Here is a 21,821-nt window from a genome sequence, read left to right as displayed (position 1 = left end):
CTTGTCTCCTACTTAATCTTAGCCTTTATCCTGTCCTTGTTCCAACTTTACTCTTATACTGCCTGATTAGTTATTATTACTGCCATCTGTTTTTTAGCTGGTTTTGAAGTTTATATAAATAATTCAACCCCTCAATAGGTGTCATGGTTCCAAGGTCTATTTCCTGTAATTCCTTTATAATATCATCTTCCCTTACTGTATCAAACAACGTCATCTGATGAGCTTCTAAATCGTCATTCATGGTAGGAAGAACATTATTTCCCGGTTGAAGATTTGCTGCAATCTCTTTAGCCTTAACAGTTATGTCAGCATTGCTTAATTCATTAACAAGTTCCTTTGCTCTGTTTAAAACAGACTCAGGCACACCTGCAAGTTTTGCAACCTGAATGCCATAACTCTTATCAGCGCCACCAGCCACAATCTTTCTTAAGAAAACAATATCATCTCCCTGTTCCTTAACACTTATACAATAGTTGTTCACTCCCGGTAAAGTTCCTTCAAGTTCTGTAAGTTCGTGATAATGTGTGGCAAATAATGTTTTTGCACCTAATAATTTTTTATCACAAATATGCTCAACAACAGCCCAGGCAATACTTAAACCGTCAAAAGTACTTGTGCCACGACCTATTTCATCCAAAATAAGAAGGCTGTTGGCTGTAGCATTTCTAAGTATATTTGCAACTTCTGTCATTTCTACCATAAATGTACTCTGACCACTTGCCAAGTCATCTGATGCACCTACTCTTGTAAAAATCTTATCGCATATTGATATATTTGCATATTTTGCAGGAACAAAAGAACCAATCTGGGCCATAAGTACAATTAATGCTGTCTGACGCATATATGTAGACTTTCCTGCCATGTTAGGGCCTGTTATAATTGCAAGTCTGTTATTATTCATGTCAAGAAATGTATTATTAGCAATAAATGTATTGTCAGGCATCATTTTTTCAACAACAGGATGTCTGCCGTCCTTAATATCTATAACACCTTTTTCATTTATTTTAGGCTTAACATAATGATTTCTGTCAGCCACAAATGCAAGAGATGCAAAAACATCAATCTGTGCAACAGCTTTTGCTGTTTGCTGAATTCTGTTAATCTGATTAAATATTTCATCTCTAATTGCAGTAAAAATATTGTATTCCAAAGAGAATAACTTATCCTCAGCCCCCATAATAACATCTTCAAGTTCTTTTAACTTGTCAGTTGTATATCTTTCTGCGTTAGTTAAAGTCTGTTTTCTTACATAATAATCAGGAACTTGGTCCTTAAAGGAATTAGAAACCTCTATGTAATATCCAAAAACTTTATTATATTTAATTTTAAGGTTCTTAATGCCTGTACTTTCTTTCTCAGACGCTTCCATTTCTGCAAGCCAGGTTTTACCTTCTGTTTTTGCATTTCTTAATCTGTCAATTTCTTCATTATAGCCTGTTCTTATAATTCCACCTTCCTTAATATTAATTGGTGGATCATCCATAATTGACTCACTTATAAGCGTTGTAATATCTTCAAGAACATCTAATCTGTTATATATATCTTTAAACAATGGAGATTTGAAATCCATTATTATATTCTTAATATGTGGCAACATTGAAAGAGATGTTTTAAAAGCAATTAAATCTCTAGGATTGGCTGAACGGTAAGAAATCTTGCTTAAAAGTCTTTCCAAGTCATAAATTGGTGCAAGATATTCTCTTAACTCATCTCTTGTAATCATAGACTTGTTTAATTCTTCAATAACTTTCTGTCTGTTTATAATTTCTTCTTTTGAAATAAGAGGCTGTTCAATATAATTTCTTAAAGTTCTTGCTCCCATCGCCGTTTTTGTTTTATCCAAAACCCAAAGCAGAGAACCTTTCTTTTGCTTCTCTCTTAATGTTTCGCATAATTCCAAATTTCTTCTTGTTGAAGTATCAAGAATCATAAATGTACTTGTTGAATAAGGAATAAGCTTAGTCATATGTGACAGGGAATTTTTCTGTGTTTCATATAAATACTTAAGAAGTGAACCTGAAGCAATGATTCCAAGGCTCATATTTGAAATACCAAGTCCTGCCAAATCAACCATTCCAAAGTGTTCTTTTAAAACATCACTACAGATTTCTTCATCAAAATACCATTCTTCCAATTCAAAAACTGATATTGAAAGTCGGTCTTTTAAATCATCTATATCCATACCACTCATCAAAAATGAATGATTGCATATTATTTCGCTTGGCATAAACTTATTAATTTCATCAACTACATTTCTTTCAGTTGTAACTTCCGTAACATAATAATCACCTGTTGTAACATCTGCTATGGAAATCCCAAACTTACCGCCTATATATGCTATGGACATAATGTAATTATTTCTCCCCTCATCCATTGCGGCAGTGTTAAGATTAGTACCCGGTGTAACGATTCTCACAACTTCACGTTTTACAAGTCCCTTAGCCTGTGCCGGATCCTCGGTCTGTTCAACAATACAAACCTTATATCCTTTTGTTACAAGTCGGTTAATATATGAATCAACTGCATGATACGGAACACCACACATTGGTGCTCTTTCTTCCAAACCACAGCTTTTTCCTGTTAATGTAATTTCCATTTCCTTAGAAGCAGTTGTAGCATCATCAAAAAACATTTCATAGAAATCACCTAATCTATAGAAAATTATGCAATCATCATGCTGTTTCTTCGTTTCTAAATACATTTTCATCATTGGCGTAAGGGAATCAAGATGATTATCCCATACATCCTGCATCATTTTTGGTAAAGCCATTTTATTTCACCATTTCTCCCATATAATAGAAGCCTTTTGCCTCTTTTAAATTAACGTCTACTATTTTTCCAATAAGTTCCTTACAACCTTCAAAATGAACAACACTGTTGTTGCTTAATCTACCTGTTACATATCCCGGAATCTTCTTATTTAATTCCTCAACAAGAACTGATTGTACAGTTCCTTCTAAATGTTTAGTTTTCTCCCTTGAAATCTCATTTACAAGATTTAAAAGTCTGTCAAATCTCTCTTTTACTACATCTTCAGGAACCTGATCAGGCATTGTAGCCGCAGGTGTACCTGAACGCTTTGAATAAATAAATGTAAATGCTGAGTCGTATCTTGCTTTTCTTACAACATCAAGAGTTTCCTCAAAGTCTTCATCTGTTTCTCCCGGAAAACCAACAATAATATCTGTTGAAATTCCAATGTCAGGAATAGCCGCTCTTAATTTGTCAACTAAAGTAAGATACTGTTCCTTATCATAATGTCTGTTCATTATCTTTAACAATCTGCTGCTTCCTGACTGAAGAGGAAGATGCATCTGTTTACAAATCTTTTTTGATTTTGCCATAACTTCTATTAATTCATCTGACAAATCCTTTGGATGAGAAGTCATAAATCTGATTCTTTCAAGACCTTCTACCTGTTCAACCATTTCAAGAAGCTTGGCAAATGAAATAGGATTATCCAAAGTTTTACCATAAGAGTTAACATTCTGTCCTAAAAGCATTACTTCAACAACACCGTTAGATACAAGTTCTTCAACTTCTTTAACAATGTCTTCAGGATTACGGCTTCTTTCCCTTCCTCTTACATATGGAACAATACAGTAACTGCAGAAGTTATTACATCCATACATAATATTTACACCTGATTTAAAGTCATATTTTCTTATTGTTGGAAGGTCTTCAACTATTTCTGTTGTTCCATCCCAAATATCCTCAATCCTATGTCCTCCAATTAATCTGTCATATAAAAGTTCAGCTAACTGGAAAACATTATGTGTTCCAAAAATAATATCCACAAATCTATAACTTTTATTTAGCTTTTCAACAACCTGTGGTTCCTGCATCATACAACCACATAAACCAATAATCATTTCAGGATTTTTCTCTTTTATTTTAGATAAATAACCTAATCTGCCATAAATCTTAAGATTGGCATTTTCTCTTACTGTACATGTGTTGTATAAAACAAGATCAGCATGTTCATCATCTGTTTCCTGATATCCTATCTGGCTTAAAATTCCCATTAATTTCTCTGAATCCTTAAAATTCATCTGACATCCGAATGTTACAACACAGGCAGTTAACTTTCTTCCAAGTTTCTGTTCCTTGGCTGCAATAAGTTCCCTGCACTTTTCTATATAGTATTTCTGCTTGTCTGTTTCGTTGGTAAAACTCATGTTTCTCTCCTATTTCTATTTTTTCTTTTTATATCTAATACAATTATTTTAATTGGTTATTATTTCGTTAAGTTTCCTGTCGTGTTCTTCTGTTGGCAGGCTGTTCATAATTTGAAAATCATATGCTACTCCAATAGTATAAACCTTATGATGTTCCAAAAAACGGTCATAAAAGCCACCACCATATCCAAGTCTTTCCCCTTTCTTAGAAAAAGCCACTCCCGGTACAATAATCAAGTCTCCTTTTGGAGCCGGGGTGGTTTCTGGTGGCTCCGGAATATTAAAATATCCCGGTTCTAATTCTTCTAAAGATTTGACTTCAAAAAAGTCCATATTTTGTCCTTTTACTTTAGGAAAAGCTATAATCTTTCCATCTTCTAAAGCCTGCTTTATAAAAGGCAATAAATCAACCTCTTTATTTACACTATAATAACAATATATTACTTTGCTTTTTAAATACTGACTATTATTTAAAAGTCTGTTACATATACGAAGACTTTTCTTTGAAAATTCTTCATCAGTCATTTTTTTTCTTTTTGCAATAAGCTCTTTCCTAAGCTGCTTTTTATCTGTCATTTTAGTGTCCTTTTAATTATTTCTAATCTCTTTTGTTATTACTTTTGTTTTTAATTCTGTTATTGTTCCATCTTCATTTTCAATACTTACATTATTAAGTGATGAGTGAAGATTATTAATAACGGCCATTCTATATTCATTACGAAGCTGTTTCTGCTCTTCCTTTTCTGTCTCTGTTAAACCTTCTGTTTTAGATTTTTTGTATAATTCATTTATTCTTGCTATCTTTAACTTATCCATTGCTTTCTCCATTTCATTATATTTATTTTAAGAAAATATACGTTGTCTGGTTGTTCGAAGAAATTGCTCCGATATATTGCCCCTTCTCCTGAACAATAACTCTCTTTGACGGATACTTATGTATTGTTACATACTCTTTCTCCTTGCCAAACAAACTTTTTTCTATAAATGTGGATACAATTGTTGTATCGTTAATGTATCGAATCTTATATTCATCCGTATAAGTTGTATCAATTTCATTTGAAATAAGATTAAAGAACTGGGTTCCTGATGAATTTTCAGTAATCATATATGGGATGCCCTCTATTACCGTCGCATTTTTCAGCAAGGAATGGTCCTTAGTTGTCTTATTTATGCAAGTAAAATTTTCCTTTGTTTCAATATTGTAAAAAATAACTGTTTCGTCATTTTTATCATAATTATATTTTGAATATATTAAGTATTTGTCAATCTTTTTTGAACGAATAAGTGTTGCATCATAAAAAGACTGGTCAATTGCACTTAAAACAAGGTTCGGTTGTTCAAGCTGTAAGTCACTTATAAACTGCTGAATATTTATAACATAAAGTGACTCAACAGGTGCCTCATCCTTTGAAATTCTATCATGTCTGTTATGTTTAAATAAAGAATTTCCCGTCTTCATTACACAGCTTGTTTCATTAAACGGAAACATATAATCAATACCGTTATGAGCAATATTTTCATCGCTAATTGGAATCTGCTTGTTCTTTACAAAATTAAAAAGCAGATGAGAATAATTGAAAAATTCCTTATATCCTGATTCAAATTCTTTTAATGTTGCTCTCTGAATAATCAAATTAGAGTCATCCAAAATAAAAATCTTAATCTGCTTCTGGTCAGGATACAGTTCCATATTGTCTTTAAGTGAAATAATCTTTGTATGAGTATGATCCGTAATATTGTATTTAATAATATTGAAAGTCTGTCTGCCATCTAACATATCATCTATTTCTGTAAAATAAAGATATTCAGGTTCATATTGACAATCAGTAAGTTCAAATACATCAACCTTTTCAGAATGAGGCATAACCTCCTTTCTTACGTTCTCTTCCAGATAATACAGATAATATCTGACTCTTGGAAGATTTGTAAAACGTCCCTGTTCATATTCTTTTTCTAAAATAATGTCATCCTTTATGTGGATTCCATTAAAATATTCAGACTGTGCCAAAAAACGTATATTCATTAAACTCTCCTTAATTAAGTTCTCTCTAATGCGTTCCATTTATATCTTGCCTTACACAAGAAAAATACATCTTTATATAATACTACATTTTCACGAAAAAGTCATTATTATGCCCTAACAAAAATCTTCCGGTTTGTGAAAATTTTTGCCAATAAATTCAAATATTTTTATCCCATCTATTGCAGCAGATGTTATTCCTCCCGCATATCCTGCACCCTCGCCTGCAGGAATAAGTCCCCTAACATTTGACTGGTAATTTTCATCTCTTATTATTCTTACAGGGGATGATGTTCTGCTTTCAACTGCTGACATTATTGTGTCATTGTCATTAAAGCCCTCTATCTTTCTTTCAAAATATTCCATTGCATCACTTATGGATTTACAAACATATTCAGGCAATACATTATTTAAATTACCAAAAGAATATTTTCCTTTTATTTCAGGGGTGATTTTTCCAAGTGCCTCTGTTTTTTTATTATTTCTAAAATCTTCCAGTCTTTGAATTGGAATATTTCCATTTCCTTCAGCAAAAGCTTTTCTCTCTAATTTTCTTTGAAATTCCACTCCTGCCAAAGGATGTTTTGATGGATAATCCTGTGGTGTTACAGTTGTTACAATGGCACTGTTGGCATTTCTGCTGTCACGCTTACTATAACTCATTCCGTTAACTACGCATGTTTCCTTTTCAGAAGCTGCATTTACAACAAATCCTCCGGGGCACATACAGAAAGAGTAAACTCCACGTCCGTTGTCCGTTTTATATGTAAGTTTGTAGCTTGCAGCTCCTAAACGGTTATCATTAAAGCCGTACTGACTTTTGTTTATCTTTTCCTGAGGATGTTCAACTCTTACACCTATGGCAAAAGGTTTCTGTTCCATATTTATGCCTTTATTGAAAATCATTTCAAAGGTATCTCTTGCACTATGCCCTATGGCAAGTACACAAATATTTGTTTCTATTTCTTCCCCATTGCTAAGTTTAACAGCCTTTAGAACATTATTTTCTGTTGTAAAATCAGTCATTTCAGTGTCAAAAAAAAATGTCCCGCCTTTACTTTCAATATATTTACGCATATTTTTTACAACAACTGAAAGTATGTCCGTGCCTACGTGTGGTTTTGCATCATAGAGAATGTTTTCTTTTGCTCCATTTTCCACAAAAGTTTTCAAAACTAAATTTATTCTATTTTCTTTATCCTTTATTCCCGTATTTAATTTGCCATCTGAAAAGGTTCCTGCACCGCCTTCTCCAAACTGAACATTTGAATTTTCATCAAGTTTTCCTGTAGACCAGAATTCTTCTATTTTCTTAAGTCTTTGGTCAACCTTACTTCCTCTTTCAACAATAATTGGCTTGTAACCATACATTGCAAGCATATATCCGCAAAACATTCCTGCAGGGCCAAAGCCTACAATAACAGGTCTGTTTTTTAGTTTTTCTGTTCCTGTTGGCACAAATTCATATTCAGGTTCCCTGTCAAGGACAACAACATTTTTCCTATTCTTGTTATATTTTTTTATTTTAAAACCTATTGTATATAACTTTTTAATACTATCTTTATGTCTTGCATCAATTGAATATTTAACTATTTTTTGCTCAATAATGTCTTTGTTATTGATTCCTGCTTCCTTAATTGCTTTTTCAAAAGCTTTATCCACGCTTTCGTCCACGTTAATTTTAATATTTGATACTTTTATAAATTTCATTCTACACAATTCCTTCCGGCAGTAGCTCCTGTTGCCCAGGCAAACTGTAAATTATAGCCTCCGCATATGCCATCTACATCAAGTATTTCTCCTGCAAAATATAATCCCGGCTGTTTTTTTGATTCCATAGTCAGACTATTAACCTCTTCCGTGCTTACTCCGCCAGCCGTAACCTGAGCAAAATTAAAATCTCTTGGCTTATTTACAACAATCTGATAATCCTTTAACAATTTAAGCAAATTAAGGGTTTCATCTAAATGTAACTCTCCAAGCAAACAATTATATTTTATACATGCTTTTTCAAGCATAACTGCTGTAATCTTTGTATTTAACATTCCATCCATTACTGTGCCTAACTGAATTTTAGGATTGTAATCAGATGTTTTTGCCCAATATTCAACAATGTCATTTATTGAATAATCAGGAATAAAATCAATATGTATTAATGTTCCCTTAGTGGCCATTCTGCTTATGTTAAAAACAGGTATTCCGGATATGCCATAATCTGTAATCTGTAATTCCCCTGTTTCAGAATATTTATTAGCCTCATTAGAATTTTCGTCTTTTTTCCTGGCACTATTTTCAAACCATATATTGGCTGTTGTTCTTACACCTGCCGCCTTATTAAGTAAGTCTTTTTCAGTAATTAAAGCTGTAAGTGCAGGCTTTGTTTCAACAATTGTATGACCAAACTGTTCAGCCAAAGGATATCCTAATCCTGTGGATCCTGTTTTTGGAGCAGCCATTCCTCCAGTGGCAACAATAAGCTTATCACACTGTAATTCAATTCCTATATCTACCAAAAACTTTCTATCCCTATATTTTACAGAATTAACATTATTATTTGTTTTAATTTTCACCCCAAGATTTTCAGCGGTAATTCTTAAAATTTCAAGAACTGTTGCTGCCTGTTCTCCTGCAGGATAAATATATCCGTTCTTATCCTTAGTTCTCATTCCCAATGACATAAAAAATTCAATGGTGTCTTTATATCCAAAGTTGTCTAATACATTTTTTATAAAATTTTTGTTGCCATAAAAGCACTCTTCATTCATTTTTGTATTTGTAATATTACATTTTCCATTACCTGTAACAAGAATCTTCTTGCCCGGCTTATTTTCATGTTCTATTACAGTAACCTTTGCTCCCTGATTTGCAGCAGTAATCGCAGCCATAAGTCCGGAAGCACCGGCACCTATTATTATTACATCCATATTTCATCCTTATTTTTTATTGTTATCTTTATATATTCATTTTCAAGCTTTATATGTTAGGCATTGTAGTATCAGCTGGTATTTGACTCAAGATACTTAAACAACTCCTCTGCGTTTTCGTAATAAACTCCGTTTTGTAACATGTTTTTTTCCTTTAAGGAAAAGTCTGAAATATCTATATCTGTTTCAGCCATGATTGTTTTCTTGTCTTTTTTGTAAACATTTAATTTATTGTCTACAGCTATAATCCAATAACCTTCTACTTCAGAATTTTCATCTGTTAATGAATTAGTATTAATAGACTTATTTTCGGTGTATTTATTTACATTATTGTTTGTTCCAAATCTAATTCCTGATACATAAGCAATTCCAAAACCTATAATTAATACCAGTAAATAAAAAATATATGCACGTTTACTCATTTTTTCAACTCCTTGCATATATTTTTTACATATTCTGTAATTTTATACTATAATAAACGAACTTTTTTCAAAAGTCTGATTAACATTGTTCCCTTTGGAACACTCATAAGTTCATTTTCTGTAACTGTTCCCGAAATAATAAGAACAACAGCATACACAATAACAGCTACCATAATGGCAAATAATGTACATAATGCATTAATTGGTATAATTTTTGAAGTTAACCAATATGCAAGATAACACATAATCCCCATTGCTGCTGAACAAATAAAAGGTCTCAGGAATGTTTCCCTTAAATCATGGCTGTAACCCATATGTTTCTTAATTGAAAAAGCATTTAATATTGAAACTGTAAGACCAAAAGTAATATCCCCAATAACAACTGCGTAAATATCCAATCTAAACACAATTAATAAAACAGGCAATATTATCAAATGAAGCACAAGTGATATTGCTGAATTTTTAATTGGTATGTTAAGCTTGTCTATTCCCTGTAAAATAGCATTACTTATAGTTGAAAGTGAGAAAACAACTACTGTAAGTAAACTAAAAATCATAATTGTTGCCGTTCTCTTGCTTCCATCTCCAAATAATAACTGGTTAATCGGTCCACCTAAAACTGATAATCCCATACCACAAGGGAAAGCTATAAGCATTGAAAACTTTAATGCCAGTGAAACTTTGTTCTCCATTCCCTGTTTGTCTTTTGCTATATAGGATCTTACCATTGCAGGAACAATTGCTGTAGATAATGATGAAGCAATTGCTATAGGCATTGTTGTAAGCACCCTATATTTAGCACTGTATACACCCCATAATTCAGCTCTTGTTTTTGATGAAACATCAAAAATTCCCGTGACAATATTTCCGTATATAGGATTGTCAAGAAGATTGCTGATGTTATAAATTGTACTGCTTATTAATACAGGTGTAATTGTAAATATAATAACTTTTGTTATTGTTGCGTAACTGTCCTCTACCTTTGTTTTGTCTTTTCTTACAGGTTTCTTTATATTTCCATATGAGTTCCAAAATACAATAACTACAACTATTAATGCCGCAATGGCACCTGTTAAAGTACCTAATGTACCACCTGCTGCTCCATATGCAGGACCTGCCGACTCACCAAGTTTTGACATTTTGCTAATTGATATACCGTAAACCGTAAGTTCATATGCTGCAATTACGCTGACAACCGCATTGACAATCTGCTCAAAAACCTGTGATATTGCTGTTGGAATCATATTTCCCATTCCCTGGAAATATCCACGCATTACACCAAGAATGCAGGCAACAGTAAGTGTAGGTGCCAAAACTTTAAGTGCAACTGCTGCAGGCTGGCTCTTATAAACTGAAGTTGCAAGCCAGTCGGCTCCAAGGAAAGCAAACAGACCAAATGAAACACCTAAAACTGCACCGTAAAACAATGCCCCCTTAAAAATTTTATAAGCGTTCTTATACTGTCTTCGCTCTAACTTTTCTGATACTATTTTTGATACTGCCAAAGGCATACTCTGAGATGACAGCAAAATTAAAACATTGTAAATGTCATATGCTGTAGAATAATATCCGTTACCTTCATCTCCTAAAATTCTTGTTAACGGTATTCTATAAATTAAGCCTATAATTCTTACTAATATTCCTGCAAAAGCCAGTATACTTCCCTGAATTACAAAACTGTTTTTTGATTTTCGTCCCATTTTATTACCCTTTCATATCCTCCGCAGAAAATCCCGCCGGAAGAAGCTCTCTTACTGTATATTCTTTAATTTCTTTGCCATTACTAAGGACAACTGTTCCATCAGCCATAAATTCTTCCATAACCTGACGGCAAATACCACAAGGTGGAGTGAAATCTCCTGATGAACTTACAATGGCTATTTTTTGAATATTTTTATGGCCTTCACTTACAGCTTTTGAAATTGCACATCTTTCTGCACAAATTGTAGCTCCAAAAGAACTATTTTCAATATTGCAACCGGTATAAACAACTCCATCTGTAATAAGTGCCGCTCCAACTTTAAATTTACTATATGGAGCATATGCGTAATTCATTGCCTCTAAGGCCTTATCAATCAATTTTCTGTTATCCATTTAACATACCTCTAAATATTTTTCAAGATCCAATTTGTATTTAACATAATAACTTTGGAAATAACAATCCGGATAGCCTTTTGATAACAACTCAAATAATTATTTAGAAATTTTTACATCATTTGAATATTCATTCTGAACCATACAAATCCATGTTTTTCCCTGATTTAAAACTATTTCCTTACCTGACTTATCTAAGTATGTTGTTCTGCCCTTTTTCTGGTCTTTCTTCCAAGTGATTTTTTCAGCTTTTCCATTTGTAATAAACCAGCCGTTTCCACTTCCTGTTAAAGTCATATTAAGGCTTTTTCCATCAGGATATAAAGTAGCATTAACAAACTGAATTATAATGTTTGAGCAGTGAAGCTGTTTATTGTTCTGGTCATCAATATGTTTTTTTCCATACTGGAATCTGTAATACTGTCCGTCTTTCTGATTATACTCAAACCAAGGTTTATTTACAGGATATCCAAGTTTAACTTTGTTTGCCTGCTTTGTTGACTGAAGAGAAATCTTTTCATTGTCAGTAGCAAAACTAAAGTGTGATTTGTATCCATTCTTATATTTTCTTCTGTAACCAAGTTTCTTAATTGAACTGTCAATTCCCTTCGCACTGGTAAAACAGTTATGTGGAGCAACTCTGTCCGATGTTCTGTAATAACCGCTTTCAGCATTAAATGAGCCTACGTTGTCAATTGCGTCACTTTTCAAGAAATCTAAAGCATATTTTGACTGTCCGAAATGGCAATAAATTGCATCCCATTCCAAAGCGAAATAGCAATAATAAAGTCTGCAGCTTCTAACTGAGCCAATCTTTTTAAGCTTACCATAATTCTCAAAAAGAGCCATAAGTCTTGTTATGCTTCCCTCAACAGGTGCTTCATATACAATCCCTGCATTATCAATACCTGAATGTGGAATGGCATTAATAATATTATTGTACATAACTGCAACAGGTCTTTTTTCAGCAAGCTTTTCACTTATATGCTCTCCTGTAAGCATACTGATACCTTTAGGCTGTGCTGTAGTTTCAGGTACTGTAGTTGTTTCAGCAACTGTTGTTGTTTCTTTGTTTTCTGTTATCTTTTTCTCTTTACCACTGCCAAAAGCAAAAATACATACTGCTACAATAGCGATAAGAGCTACTGCACCTGCAATGCCGGCAATGATTTTCTTGTTTTTTTCCATTTTCTAATCTCCCTTTTTTTCTTTCTTTTGCATTTTTTCTTGTAAGTTTCCATGCTAGTTTTCTCTTGTAATCCCCAGATTATTTAAAATAATGTTCTGCTTTTCTTCCATTTCGATTCTTTCATCATCAACCATATGATCAAATCCAAATAAATGTAACATACTATGTGCCACAAGAAAAGCTAATTCTCTCTTTCTTGAATGATTATATTCAGCTGCCTGTTCAATAACTTTGTCATAGGAAATCACAATATCTCCTAAAATAAGTTCTCCCGAATCAGGATTAAAGTTACTTATGTCATCCTCTGCCATAGAGAAATCTCCGGCAACTTCATAATCTAACATTGGGAATGACAAAACATCTGTAGGTCTGTCAATTTTTCTTTGTTCCCTGTTTATTTCGTGAATAGTATTATTGTCAACAATTGTAACATTAACCTCACATTCATAAGGACACTTTATAAAATCAACTGCCTGGCAAACTACTTTATTAATTATATCTGTATAATCAACATCTATTTCCCTGTCATATTCATTTTCTATGTATATATTCATTTTCTATTCCTTTGCAATATATTTTCTTAATGGGTTTCGTCAATATAATTACTCTTTTATTTTTCCCTTGACTTGTTTCTATTAGAATTTCTGTTGCTCATTTTCTTGTCATATTCTTCATAAGCTTTTACAATCTTCTGTACAAGAGGATGTCTTACTACATCGTTATTATCTAAGAATACAAAACTTATGTCTTCAACATCTTTTAAGACTTTCATTGCAACATCCAAGCCTGATACCTGATCTCTTGGAAGGTCTTTCTGAGTTCTGTCACCTGTTACAATTACTTTCGAGCCAAAACCTATTCTTGTAAGGAACATTTTCATCTGTGCAGGTGTTGTGTTCTGTGCCTCATCAAGAATAATAAAAGCATTATCTAAAGTTCTGCCTCGCATGTAAGCTAAAGGTGCAACTTCTATAATTCCCTTTTCGCTGTTTGATATAAAGCTTTCAGCTCCCATAATCTGATATAAAGCATCATAAAGAGGTCTTAAGTAAGGATCTACCTTGCTCTGCAAATCTCCCGGCAAAAAGCCAAGATTCTCTCCCGCCTCAATTGCAGGTCTTGTAAGAATAATCTTGTTTACTTCGTTATTTTTAAGTGCTGTAATTGCCATTGCCATTGCAAGATATGTTTTACCTGTTCCTGCAGGACCTATACCAAAAACAATCATTCTTTCCCTTATTTGGTCAACATATTTCTTCTGACCCAATGTTTTAGGCTTAACAGGTTTTCCCATAACTGTGCGACATATAATATTATCATCTAAGTCCACAATGGCTGATTCTTTATTATCATAAGAGAGAGAAAGTGCATAATCTACATTCTGCTCTGTTATTGTATTTCCTCTTTTAGACAATTCAATCAACTGCTCAAAAACACTTCTGGCTCTTTTTGCTGCAACATCACTACCTATAATCTTTACCTGAGAATCTCTTGCAATAACTGTTACATGAAGTGTCCTCTCTATTTTTTTAATATTTCCATCAAAACTGCCAAATACGTTTTTTTCATGTTCAGCAGGTATATTCATAATATTCTCAATTACGCTCATTTATACTGACTGTTTCCTCCTCTATTTTTTTTACGTCAATGTATGAAACTTTACCTATGGGTTTGTTATATGTTATTTTTCCACATAATGCATAGGAGTCCATAGTCTTTTTCATTTTAACATTTTTTTGTATTATTTTGTAGCCTTTTTGTTCCATAACAAACATTTTATTATTAAATTTATTATTTAGTATTTTTTCTGCCTGTTCTTTGGAATAATTTTTCTCTGTTATTTTGTATTTTTTTATGGTGTATTTCTGCATTGATATTGGCAAATAATAGTCACCGAAGAATTTCATTTTTGTTTCTTCACAGGTTAATTCCCTATTCTTCCCCTTGTTTTTAATCCATTTATATTCCAAAAAAGACGGAACTATAATTTTAGTACTTTTTTCCGTTTTTTTATCCTGATATTTTATGTTTAACTTTTCTTCGTATTTTTCTTTTATTTGGCCTATTATTTCTCCGTCCGCATTGCAATATTCATTAAAAAGCAACTGCCCCGATTCATCTGTAACATCCACAACACCGGTAATTAAAACCTGACCTTTTTTAACCTTTTCTTTAGGATTGACGTTAAGCTTGCCTCTTCTTACAAGTGCTGAAACAATTGTGCAGTCACATTCTGCCACCAGGTCGTATGGTTTATCTTCCTTTACACTTATTTCCGTAATGTAATTTTCTTTTATATGTATAATCAGATTTGTGCCTTTTACCTCAACGCATACCCAGCTTATGTCACCAAAATTCTTTCGTATGGATTTTTCCAAGCTTTCCGTATCAATGCTTTCTTTTAGAGCCCCCTCTTTAACGCCTTTTTTATGGACATAATCAATCATTTGTTCAGCTGTATAGGAATAGTTTCCTTTTATAGTTATTTTCCAAATAAAAGCTGAATTTGCAATTAATAATAAAATAAAAATTGCAAAAATATATATAACACTTTTTATAAATTGTAAGTTTGTAATCTTTGTATATATACCCAATTCCTGCCTGTTTACTATTTCAATATTATTTTCTTTTAATATTTTTTCAAGATCACTATATTGATTATAATTTATTGAAAAACCGGCATAGTCTTTGTCTAGTTCAACATCTCTTATTTCATTATTTCTGCAGCAGTTAAGCAATCTATATATATGTTTACTATTAATTTTAATTCTGTAAAAATGAAATTTCACAAATATATCCACCTATGGCCATTGATTGATTGTTATAATATTTTATGTTTAAACCTGTTCCATTAATGATTATTTTATATTTTTTACATACAATTTCTATATCGGTGTCCGTAATGCTCTTAATACATTTATAATTCTCAATTACAATCTCGTTTCTGCCGATTATCTGACACAGGCATTCTCCATGAATAACATCTCTTGGCATATCCAAATCATTGTCTACATTAAACATAAAAATCCTCTATAAAATTCTTTATGCTTTTATAGTATATTTTTATGTTTTATGAATAGAACTTTAAGAATATATCTTTTCAAAAAAACAAAAGTCCGGAACTTACGTTCCGAACTTTTATTTTAAAAAATTAAAATTAATTATATTTGCGCTTTCTTGCAGCTTCTGATTTCTTCTTACGCTTAACGCTTGGCTTTTCGTAGTGTTCTCTCTTACGAATTTCCTGCTGGATACCAGCCTTTGCGCAATTTCTCTTGAATCTACGTAAAGCACTGTCGATTGATTCGTTTTCTTTTACGATAACGCTTGACATTTTCCTGACCTCCCTCCAGTTATGGATTCCTAAAACTGTAGGTATTTGTGTTAAAACACTTAAAATATTATAACATATTTTTCTATATCGTCAATATGTTTTAAGATACTTTTTCGTGTTTTTCACGATTTATTATTAACCTCCTGATTATCAGTTATTATTTAAGCTGACCTTCAAGAATAGTTTTAGCAGCCTCTACTGCATCCTTTGCTCCTGCAGGATTCTTTCCACCTGCCTGAGCCATATTTGGACGGCCACCGCCGCCACCGCCAACAAGCTTAGCAATTTCCTTAATCATATTTCCTGCGTGAGCACCTTTGCTAATAGCATCTTCATCAGCCATAACAATGACATTAGCCTTGCCATCCTGTGTAGAAACAATAACAACAACGCCTCCGCCCATTTTTTCCTTAAGCTGGTCACCAAGGTTTCTAAGTTCGTTCATTCCAACTCCTTCAACATGAGTAGCAAGTAACTTAACTCCCTTAACTTCAACTACCTGACTAAGTACGTCACCAACAGCTTCATTTGCCAATTTAGCTTTTAATTTTTCATTTTCTTTAGATAATTCTTTAATTTCATCATAAAGAGCCTGAATCTTTTCAACTAAAGCAACAGGTTCAGATTTTGCAAGTTTTGCAGCCTGATTTAAAACATTTTCAGATTCTTTATAGTGTTTCATAAGTCCTGTAGAAGTTAAAGCTTCAATTCTTCTTACTCCTGCAGCAACACCTGATTCTGAAATAATCTTAAATGATGAAATAACATTTGTGTTAGATACGTGAGTACCACCACAAAGTTCAATCGAATAATCTCCCATTGAAACAACTCTAACCTTTTCGCCATACTTTTCACCAAATAAAGCCATCGCTCCTGTTTCCTTTGCTTCATCCAAAGACATTTCCTTAGTTATAACATCTAATCCTGTAGCAATCTGTTCATTAACAAGATTTTCAACTTTTTCGATTTCTTCCTTAGTCATTGCCTGGAAGTGAGTAAAGTCAAATCTTAATCTGTCAGCATCTACATATGAACCTGCCTGTTCAACATGTTCACCAAGAACAGTCTTTAATGCTTTCTGTAAAAGATGAGTTGCGCTATGATTCTTTGATGTATCAGCACGAAATGCTGAGTCAACCTTCATAGTAGCCTTGTCGCCTACCTGAATCATACCCTTTACAACTGTACCAACATGTCCAATCTTTCCACCTAAAAGATGAATTGTTTCTTCTACCTTAAATTCTCCACCGTTTGTTACAATGATACCTTTATCGCCTACCTGGCCACCCATTGTGCCGTAGAATGGTGTTTCTTCAGTAACAATTGTTCCCTTGTCACCATCAACTAAAGCCTGTACAACTTCTTTTTCTGTTGTAAGCGCTGTTACAACGGTATCTGAAATTAATTTATCATAACCTACAAACTTAGTTGTAAGAGCTTTGTCCAGCTGTTCATATACAGTAGCATCTGCACCCATATAGTTAGTCTTCTTACGTGCACTTCTTGCTTTTTTTCTCTGAACTTCCATAGCTTCCTTAAAACCGTCTTCATCTACACCAAATCCTTTTTCTTCAAGAATTTCTTCTGTTAAATCAAGAGGGAAACCATATGTGTCATAAAGCTTAAATGCATTTTCGCCTGACAACTGAGTCTGGTTATTTTTCTTCATTTCTTCTTCCATATCTGCAAGAATGTTAAGACCTGTATCAATAGTCTTGTTAAACTTATTTTCTTCTTCAGATAATACCTTGAAAATCATGCTTTTCTTTTCTTCTAATTCAGGATATCCGTCCTTTGAACTTTCAATAACTGTTTCTGAAAGTGTTGAAAGGAACCTTCCATCGATTCCAAGCAGTTTGCCATGTCTTGCAGCACGTCTGATTAATCTTCTTAATACATATCCTCTGCCTTCATTTGATGGCATAATACCGTCAGAAATCATAAATGTAGCTGATCTGATATGGTCTGTTACAATTCTGATTGAAACATCCCATTTATATTCTTTCTTATATTCCTTGTTTGCAAGTTCACAAACTTTATCTCTTAAAGCTTTAATTGTGTCAACATCAAAAATAGAATCCACATCCTGAACTACAGTTGCAAGTCTTTCAAGTCCCATACCTGTATCAATGTTCTTCTGTTTTAATGTTGTATAATTGCCGTTTCCGTCATTTTCAAACTGTGTAAATACGTTATTCCAGATTTCAATATATCTGTCACATTCGCATCCTACAGTACAACCCGGCTTACCACAACCATATTTTGCACCACGGTCATAGTAAATTTCAGAACAAGGACCACAAGGTCCTGCACCATGCTCCCAGAAATTATCTTCCTTACCGAACTTAAAAATTCTTTCAGCAGGGATTCCCATTTCCTTATTCCAAATATCAAAAGCTTCATCATCTTCTAAGTAAACTGATGGATATAATCTGTCAGCTTCAAGTCCTACAACTTCTGTCAAAAACTCCCATGACCAATGAATTGCTTCTCTTTTAAAATAATCACCAAAAGAGAAGTTACCAAGCATTTCAAAAAATGTACCGTGTCTTGCAGTTTTTCCGATATTTTCGATATCACCTGTTCTAATGCACTTCTGACATGTTGCCACTCTTGTTCTTGGTGGTATTTCCTGTCCTGTAAAGTATGGTTTTAAAGGAGCCATACCTGCGTTTATGAGTAATAAACTGTTATCATTATGTGGAACTAAAGAAAAACTCTTCATCACAAGATGTCCCTTTGATTCAAAGAAATCTAAGAACATTTTTCTTAATTCATTTAATCCGTATTGTTTCATTTTGTCCTCCAATTTATACATCTAACCAATATTAAACTTAGTCAGCTTTAATCTGATGGTATGATTTTTTACCTTTTTTGATAAGTAATGCTGCTTCTTCGTTAAATTCTGCAGTTGTGAATGTTTTATCAATTGCTGCAACCTTTTCACCATTAACAGAAACACCACCCTGCTGAACAAGACGTCTTGCCTCGCCTCTTGAAGCTGCAAGTTTTGTATCAACTAAAAGTGTCAAGATATCTTTTCCTTCATCTAAATCTGCCTTAGCATATGTTGTTGTAGGAATGTCGCCTGTAACTCCACCTCCTGCAAAAAGGTTTCTTGATGCAATCTGTGCTTTTTCAGCTTCTTCTTCACCATGAACAAGTTTAGTATGTTCATAAGCAAGAATTTCCTTAGCCTTATTAAGTTCACTTCCCTGCCACTGTTCCATCTTCTCGATTTCTTCTAAAGGAAGGAATGTAAGCATCTTTAAGCACTTAACAACATCTGCATCATCAACATTTCTCCAGTACTGGTAAAATTCAAATGGTGATGTCTTTTCAGCATCAAGCCAAACAGCACCACTAACTGTTTTACCCATCTTCTTGCCTTCTGAGTTAAGAAGTAAAGTAATAGTCATAGCTGAAGCATCTTCGCCAAGCTTACGTCTGATAAGTTCTGTACCGCCAAGCATGTTACTCCACTGGTCATCACCACCAAACTGTAAATTACATCCGTAATCTTTATATAATCTGTAGAAGTCATAACTCTGCATAATCATATAATTAAATTCAAGGAAGCTTAAGCCTCTTTCCATTCTCTGTTTGTAACATTCTGCCGTAAGCATTCTGTTAACACTAAAATGAGGACCTACCTCTCTTAAAACATCTATATAGTTTAAATCTAAAAGCCAGTCAGCATTGTTTACAAGTAATGCCTTTCCGTCTGAGAAATCAATAAACTTACTCATCTGCTTCTTGAAACATTCAACGTTGTGGTTAATTGTTTCCTTAGTCATCATCTTTCTCATGTCTGTCTTACCTGATGGATCACCAATCATAGCTGTTCCTCCACCAATTAAGGCAATCGGCTTATTACCTGCCATCTGAAGTCTCTTCATTAAACATAACGCCATAAAATGACCTACATGAAGACTATCCGCTGTTGGGTCGAACCCAATATAAAATACTGCTTCTCCTTTATTAATTAAATCACTAATTCGCTCTTCGTCAGTAACCTGGGCTATAAGACCTCGAGCTTTTAATTCTTCGTAAGTATTCATAACATATCTCCTTCAATAAAACTCAATAAAATATTTTAGCATAGTAATTTTTATTTTTCAAGGCTATAGCCCCATATTAAAGGCATAAATATAAATGTAATGTTCTAAGATAATGTAACGTTTTTTATAAAACGATGCATATTACACCTCTGCTTTGGTCATTTGTGATTTTTTCAATGGTTCCCTGCATTCTTGACTGTGTTTCGGCAGTCAGATTATTTATTTTATTAATTATTCCCTCATCAACGATTTCCCCAATGGTTTTTCCGAAAATATTAGTTTCCCAAACATTAGAGTCCTGTTCTTTTTCATTAATAAATCCTATTAAATCTCTTGCCTGTTCCTCGCTTCCTATTATTGGCGAAATTTCTGTAAGAATGTTAGCCTTAACAAAATGAATTGACGGTGCAGTTGCCTTAATTTTCACTCCAAACTTATTTCCACTTTTAATCAGCTCAGGATTTTCCAAAACAATGTCTTCCTTATCAGGTATTACTATTCCGTAACCGGTGGTTTTTACCTTGTTAATTGCCTCATTAACTTTTATATATGTGTTTTTCTCCATTGATAATTCTTTTACCATTTTAATCAATTGAAGCTGATTTTCGATTTTTGTGCCTGCCATTTCAGATAAAGTTTCATAATAATAACTTTCATCAATGTCATAATTTAATATAAGTCTGCCTGTTGACAATTCTATGGCTGTCATTTGAACGCTTTTTACATATTCTTTGTCAGGGTTTAAGTTTAATGTTTTTATATCTTTTATTTTTATGAAAGATTCTAATATTCTCTGGGAATATTCAATAATATACTTCATTAATTTGTGCTCTGTGCCTATTATTTCCAACCATTTAGGCACATTAAATATTATTTCACTTATTGGAAATTCAAACAAAATATTTTCTAAAATATCTGTTACATCTTTCTCCGTTAAACGCAGACAGTTAATAGATAATGTTGACACATTATATTTTTCTGCTATTTGGTCACGAAGCATTTTGCATTCCATTGAATCAGGATTAATTGAATTTACCAAAATTATAAAAGGCTTATTTATGTTTTTTAGCTCATTTACTGTTTTATCAAGTGCCTTGTTATATTCTTCCACATCTAAATCCGTAAAACTACCATCAGAAGTTATAACAATTCCTATTGTTGAATGTTCGGAAATTACTTTTTCAGTACCAATTTCCGCCGCTTTTGAGAAAGGAATATCATAATCAAACCAAGGGGTTTTTACCATTCTCTCTTTATCCTCTTCCATATGACCTGTTGCGCCCTCAACCATAAAGCCTACACAGTCAATTAATCTTACTTTCAGGTCAGCCTTTTCACCTAATTTAATATTAACTGCCTTGTTAGGTATAAATTTAGGCTCAGTAGTCATAATTGTTTTTCCTGCTGAAGATTGTGGAAGTTCATCCATGGTTCTTCTCACTTCATTCTCATCTTTTATATTAGGCACAACTGCAATATCCATAAAATTCTTAATAAAAGTAGATTTTCCTGTTCTTACAGGGCCTACAACACCTATGTAAATCTCACCGTTAGTTCTCTTTTCAATATCTTTGTATACGTTAAAGTCCATAGCCTACC

General features: G+C 33.2%; 19 protein-coding genes. All 19 read right to left on the bottom strand.

From position 1 onward, the window contains the following. Positions 1-76 precede the first annotated feature (76 nt). Positions 77-2,770 carry a DNA mismatch repair protein MutS gene (gene mutS / locus NQ558_RS08540; protein WP_005362653.1) on the bottom strand — a complete coding sequence of 898 codons (2,694 nt, stop codon included), beginning with the start codon at positions 2,768-2,770 and terminating at the stop codon, positions 77-79. Position 2,771: 1 nt separating this feature from the next. Next, positions 2,772-4,178, bottom strand: a complete 1,407-nt coding sequence (miaB, locus tag NQ558_RS08535) for a tRNA (N6-isopentenyl adenosine(37)-C2)-methylthiotransferase MiaB (protein WP_005362654.1) — start codon at positions 4,176-4,178, stop codon at positions 2,772-2,774. 48 nt (positions 4,179-4,226) lie between these two features. Then, entirely contained in the window at positions 4,227-4,754 is a 528-nt protein-coding gene (locus tag NQ558_RS08530; protein WP_005362655.1) for a 5-formyltetrahydrofolate cyclo-ligase, read from the bottom strand. A 12-nt stretch (positions 4,755-4,766) separates the two neighbouring features. Then, positions 4,767-4,994, bottom strand: a complete 228-nt coding sequence (locus tag NQ558_RS08525) for a DUF896 domain-containing protein (RefSeq protein ID WP_040447027.1) — start codon at positions 4,992-4,994, stop codon at positions 4,767-4,769. A gap of 22 nt (positions 4,995-5,016) precedes the next feature. Continuing rightward, positions 5,017-6,201 (bottom strand): hypothetical protein, encoded by a 1,185-nt coding sequence (locus NQ558_RS08520; RefSeq protein WP_040447028.1) that lies wholly within the window; start codon positions 6,199-6,201, stop codon positions 5,017-5,019. 114 nt (positions 6,202-6,315) lie between these two features. Then, positions 6,316-7,908 carry an NAD(P)/FAD-dependent oxidoreductase gene (locus NQ558_RS08515; protein ID WP_005362658.1) on the bottom strand — a complete coding sequence of 531 codons (1,593 nt, stop codon included), beginning with the start codon at positions 7,906-7,908 and terminating at the stop codon, positions 6,316-6,318. Beyond that, complete coding sequence (locus NQ558_RS08510; protein WP_005362659.1) at positions 7,905-9,122, bottom strand: BaiN/RdsA family NAD(P)/FAD-dependent oxidoreductase; 1,218 nt, start codon at positions 9,120-9,122, stop codon at positions 7,905-7,907. Before NQ558_RS08510 ends, NQ558_RS08515 begins: the two co-directional genes overlap by 4 nt. A 71-nt stretch (positions 9,123-9,193) precedes the next feature. After that, positions 9,194-9,544 (bottom strand): BofC C-terminal domain-containing protein, encoded by a 351-nt coding sequence (locus tag NQ558_RS08505; RefSeq protein WP_040447030.1) that lies wholly within the window; start codon positions 9,542-9,544, stop codon positions 9,194-9,196. Between the two features lie 47 nt (positions 9,545-9,591). Beyond that, positions 9,592-11,244, bottom strand: coding sequence for a putative polysaccharide biosynthesis protein (locus NQ558_RS08500; RefSeq protein ID WP_005362661.1), 1,653 nt, complete (start codon positions 11,242-11,244; stop codon positions 9,592-9,594). A 4-nt stretch (positions 11,245-11,248) separates the two neighbouring features. Continuing rightward, positions 11,249-11,638: a cytidine deaminase gene (locus tag NQ558_RS08495; RefSeq protein ID WP_005362663.1), complete on the bottom strand. Its 390-nt coding sequence runs from the start codon at positions 11,636-11,638 to the stop codon at positions 11,249-11,251. A gap of 99 nt (positions 11,639-11,737) precedes the next feature. Next, the gene (locus NQ558_RS08490; RefSeq protein ID WP_005362665.1) at positions 11,738-12,826 is read right to left on the bottom strand and encodes a DUF3048 domain-containing protein; all 1,089 of its coding nucleotides are present in this window, start codon (positions 12,824-12,826) and stop codon (positions 11,738-11,740) included. 54 nt (positions 12,827-12,880) lie between these two features. Further along, on the bottom strand, positions 12,881-13,381 hold the full coding sequence (gene ybeY / locus NQ558_RS08485; protein WP_005362667.1) for an rRNA maturation RNase YbeY: 501 nt from the start codon (positions 13,379-13,381) through the stop codon (positions 12,881-12,883). Positions 13,382-13,437: 56 nt separating this feature from the next. Continuing rightward, positions 13,438-14,436, bottom strand: a complete 999-nt coding sequence (locus NQ558_RS08480) for a PhoH family protein (RefSeq protein ID WP_005362669.1) — start codon at positions 14,434-14,436, stop codon at positions 13,438-13,440. Further along, entirely contained in the window at positions 14,423-15,616 is a 1,194-nt protein-coding gene (locus NQ558_RS08475) for a sporulation protein YqfD (protein WP_040447033.1), read from the bottom strand. The genes NQ558_RS08480 and NQ558_RS08475 overlap by 14 nt, the downstream gene beginning before the upstream one ends. Then, positions 15,591-15,848 (bottom strand): YabP/YqfC family sporulation protein, encoded by a 258-nt coding sequence (locus NQ558_RS08470; RefSeq protein ID WP_005362673.1) that lies wholly within the window; start codon positions 15,846-15,848, stop codon positions 15,591-15,593. Before NQ558_RS08470 ends, NQ558_RS08475 begins: the two co-directional genes overlap by 26 nt. 136 nt (positions 15,849-15,984) lie before the next feature. After that, positions 15,985-16,161, bottom strand: coding sequence for a 30S ribosomal protein S21 (gene rpsU, locus NQ558_RS08465; protein ID WP_005362674.1), 177 nt, complete (start codon positions 16,159-16,161; stop codon positions 15,985-15,987). A gap of 157 nt (positions 16,162-16,318) precedes the next feature. Continuing rightward, positions 16,319-18,958 (bottom strand): alanine--tRNA ligase, encoded by a 2,640-nt coding sequence (alaS, locus tag NQ558_RS08460; protein ID WP_040447035.1) that lies wholly within the window; start codon positions 18,956-18,958, stop codon positions 16,319-16,321. Between the two features lie 37 nt (positions 18,959-18,995). Beyond that, the gene (tyrS, locus tag NQ558_RS08455; RefSeq protein WP_005362678.1) at positions 18,996-20,222 is read right to left on the bottom strand and encodes a tyrosine--tRNA ligase; all 1,227 of its coding nucleotides are present in this window, start codon (positions 20,220-20,222) and stop codon (positions 18,996-18,998) included. A 124-nt stretch (positions 20,223-20,346) separates the two neighbouring features. Next, on the bottom strand, positions 20,347-21,813 hold the full coding sequence (spoIVA, locus tag NQ558_RS08450) for a stage IV sporulation protein A (RefSeq protein WP_005362680.1): 1,467 nt from the start codon (positions 21,811-21,813) through the stop codon (positions 20,347-20,349). Between the last annotated feature and the right edge of the window lie 8 nt (positions 21,814-21,821).

Origin of the sequence: Eubacterium ventriosum (assembly GCF_025150745.1) — a bacterium.
GTDB lineage: Bacteria > Bacillota > Clostridia > Lachnospirales > Lachnospiraceae > Eubacterium_G > Eubacterium_G ventriosum.
The sequence above is the reverse complement of the archived record's forward strand: the minus strand, read 5'-3'. Positions and strand labels throughout refer to the sequence as shown.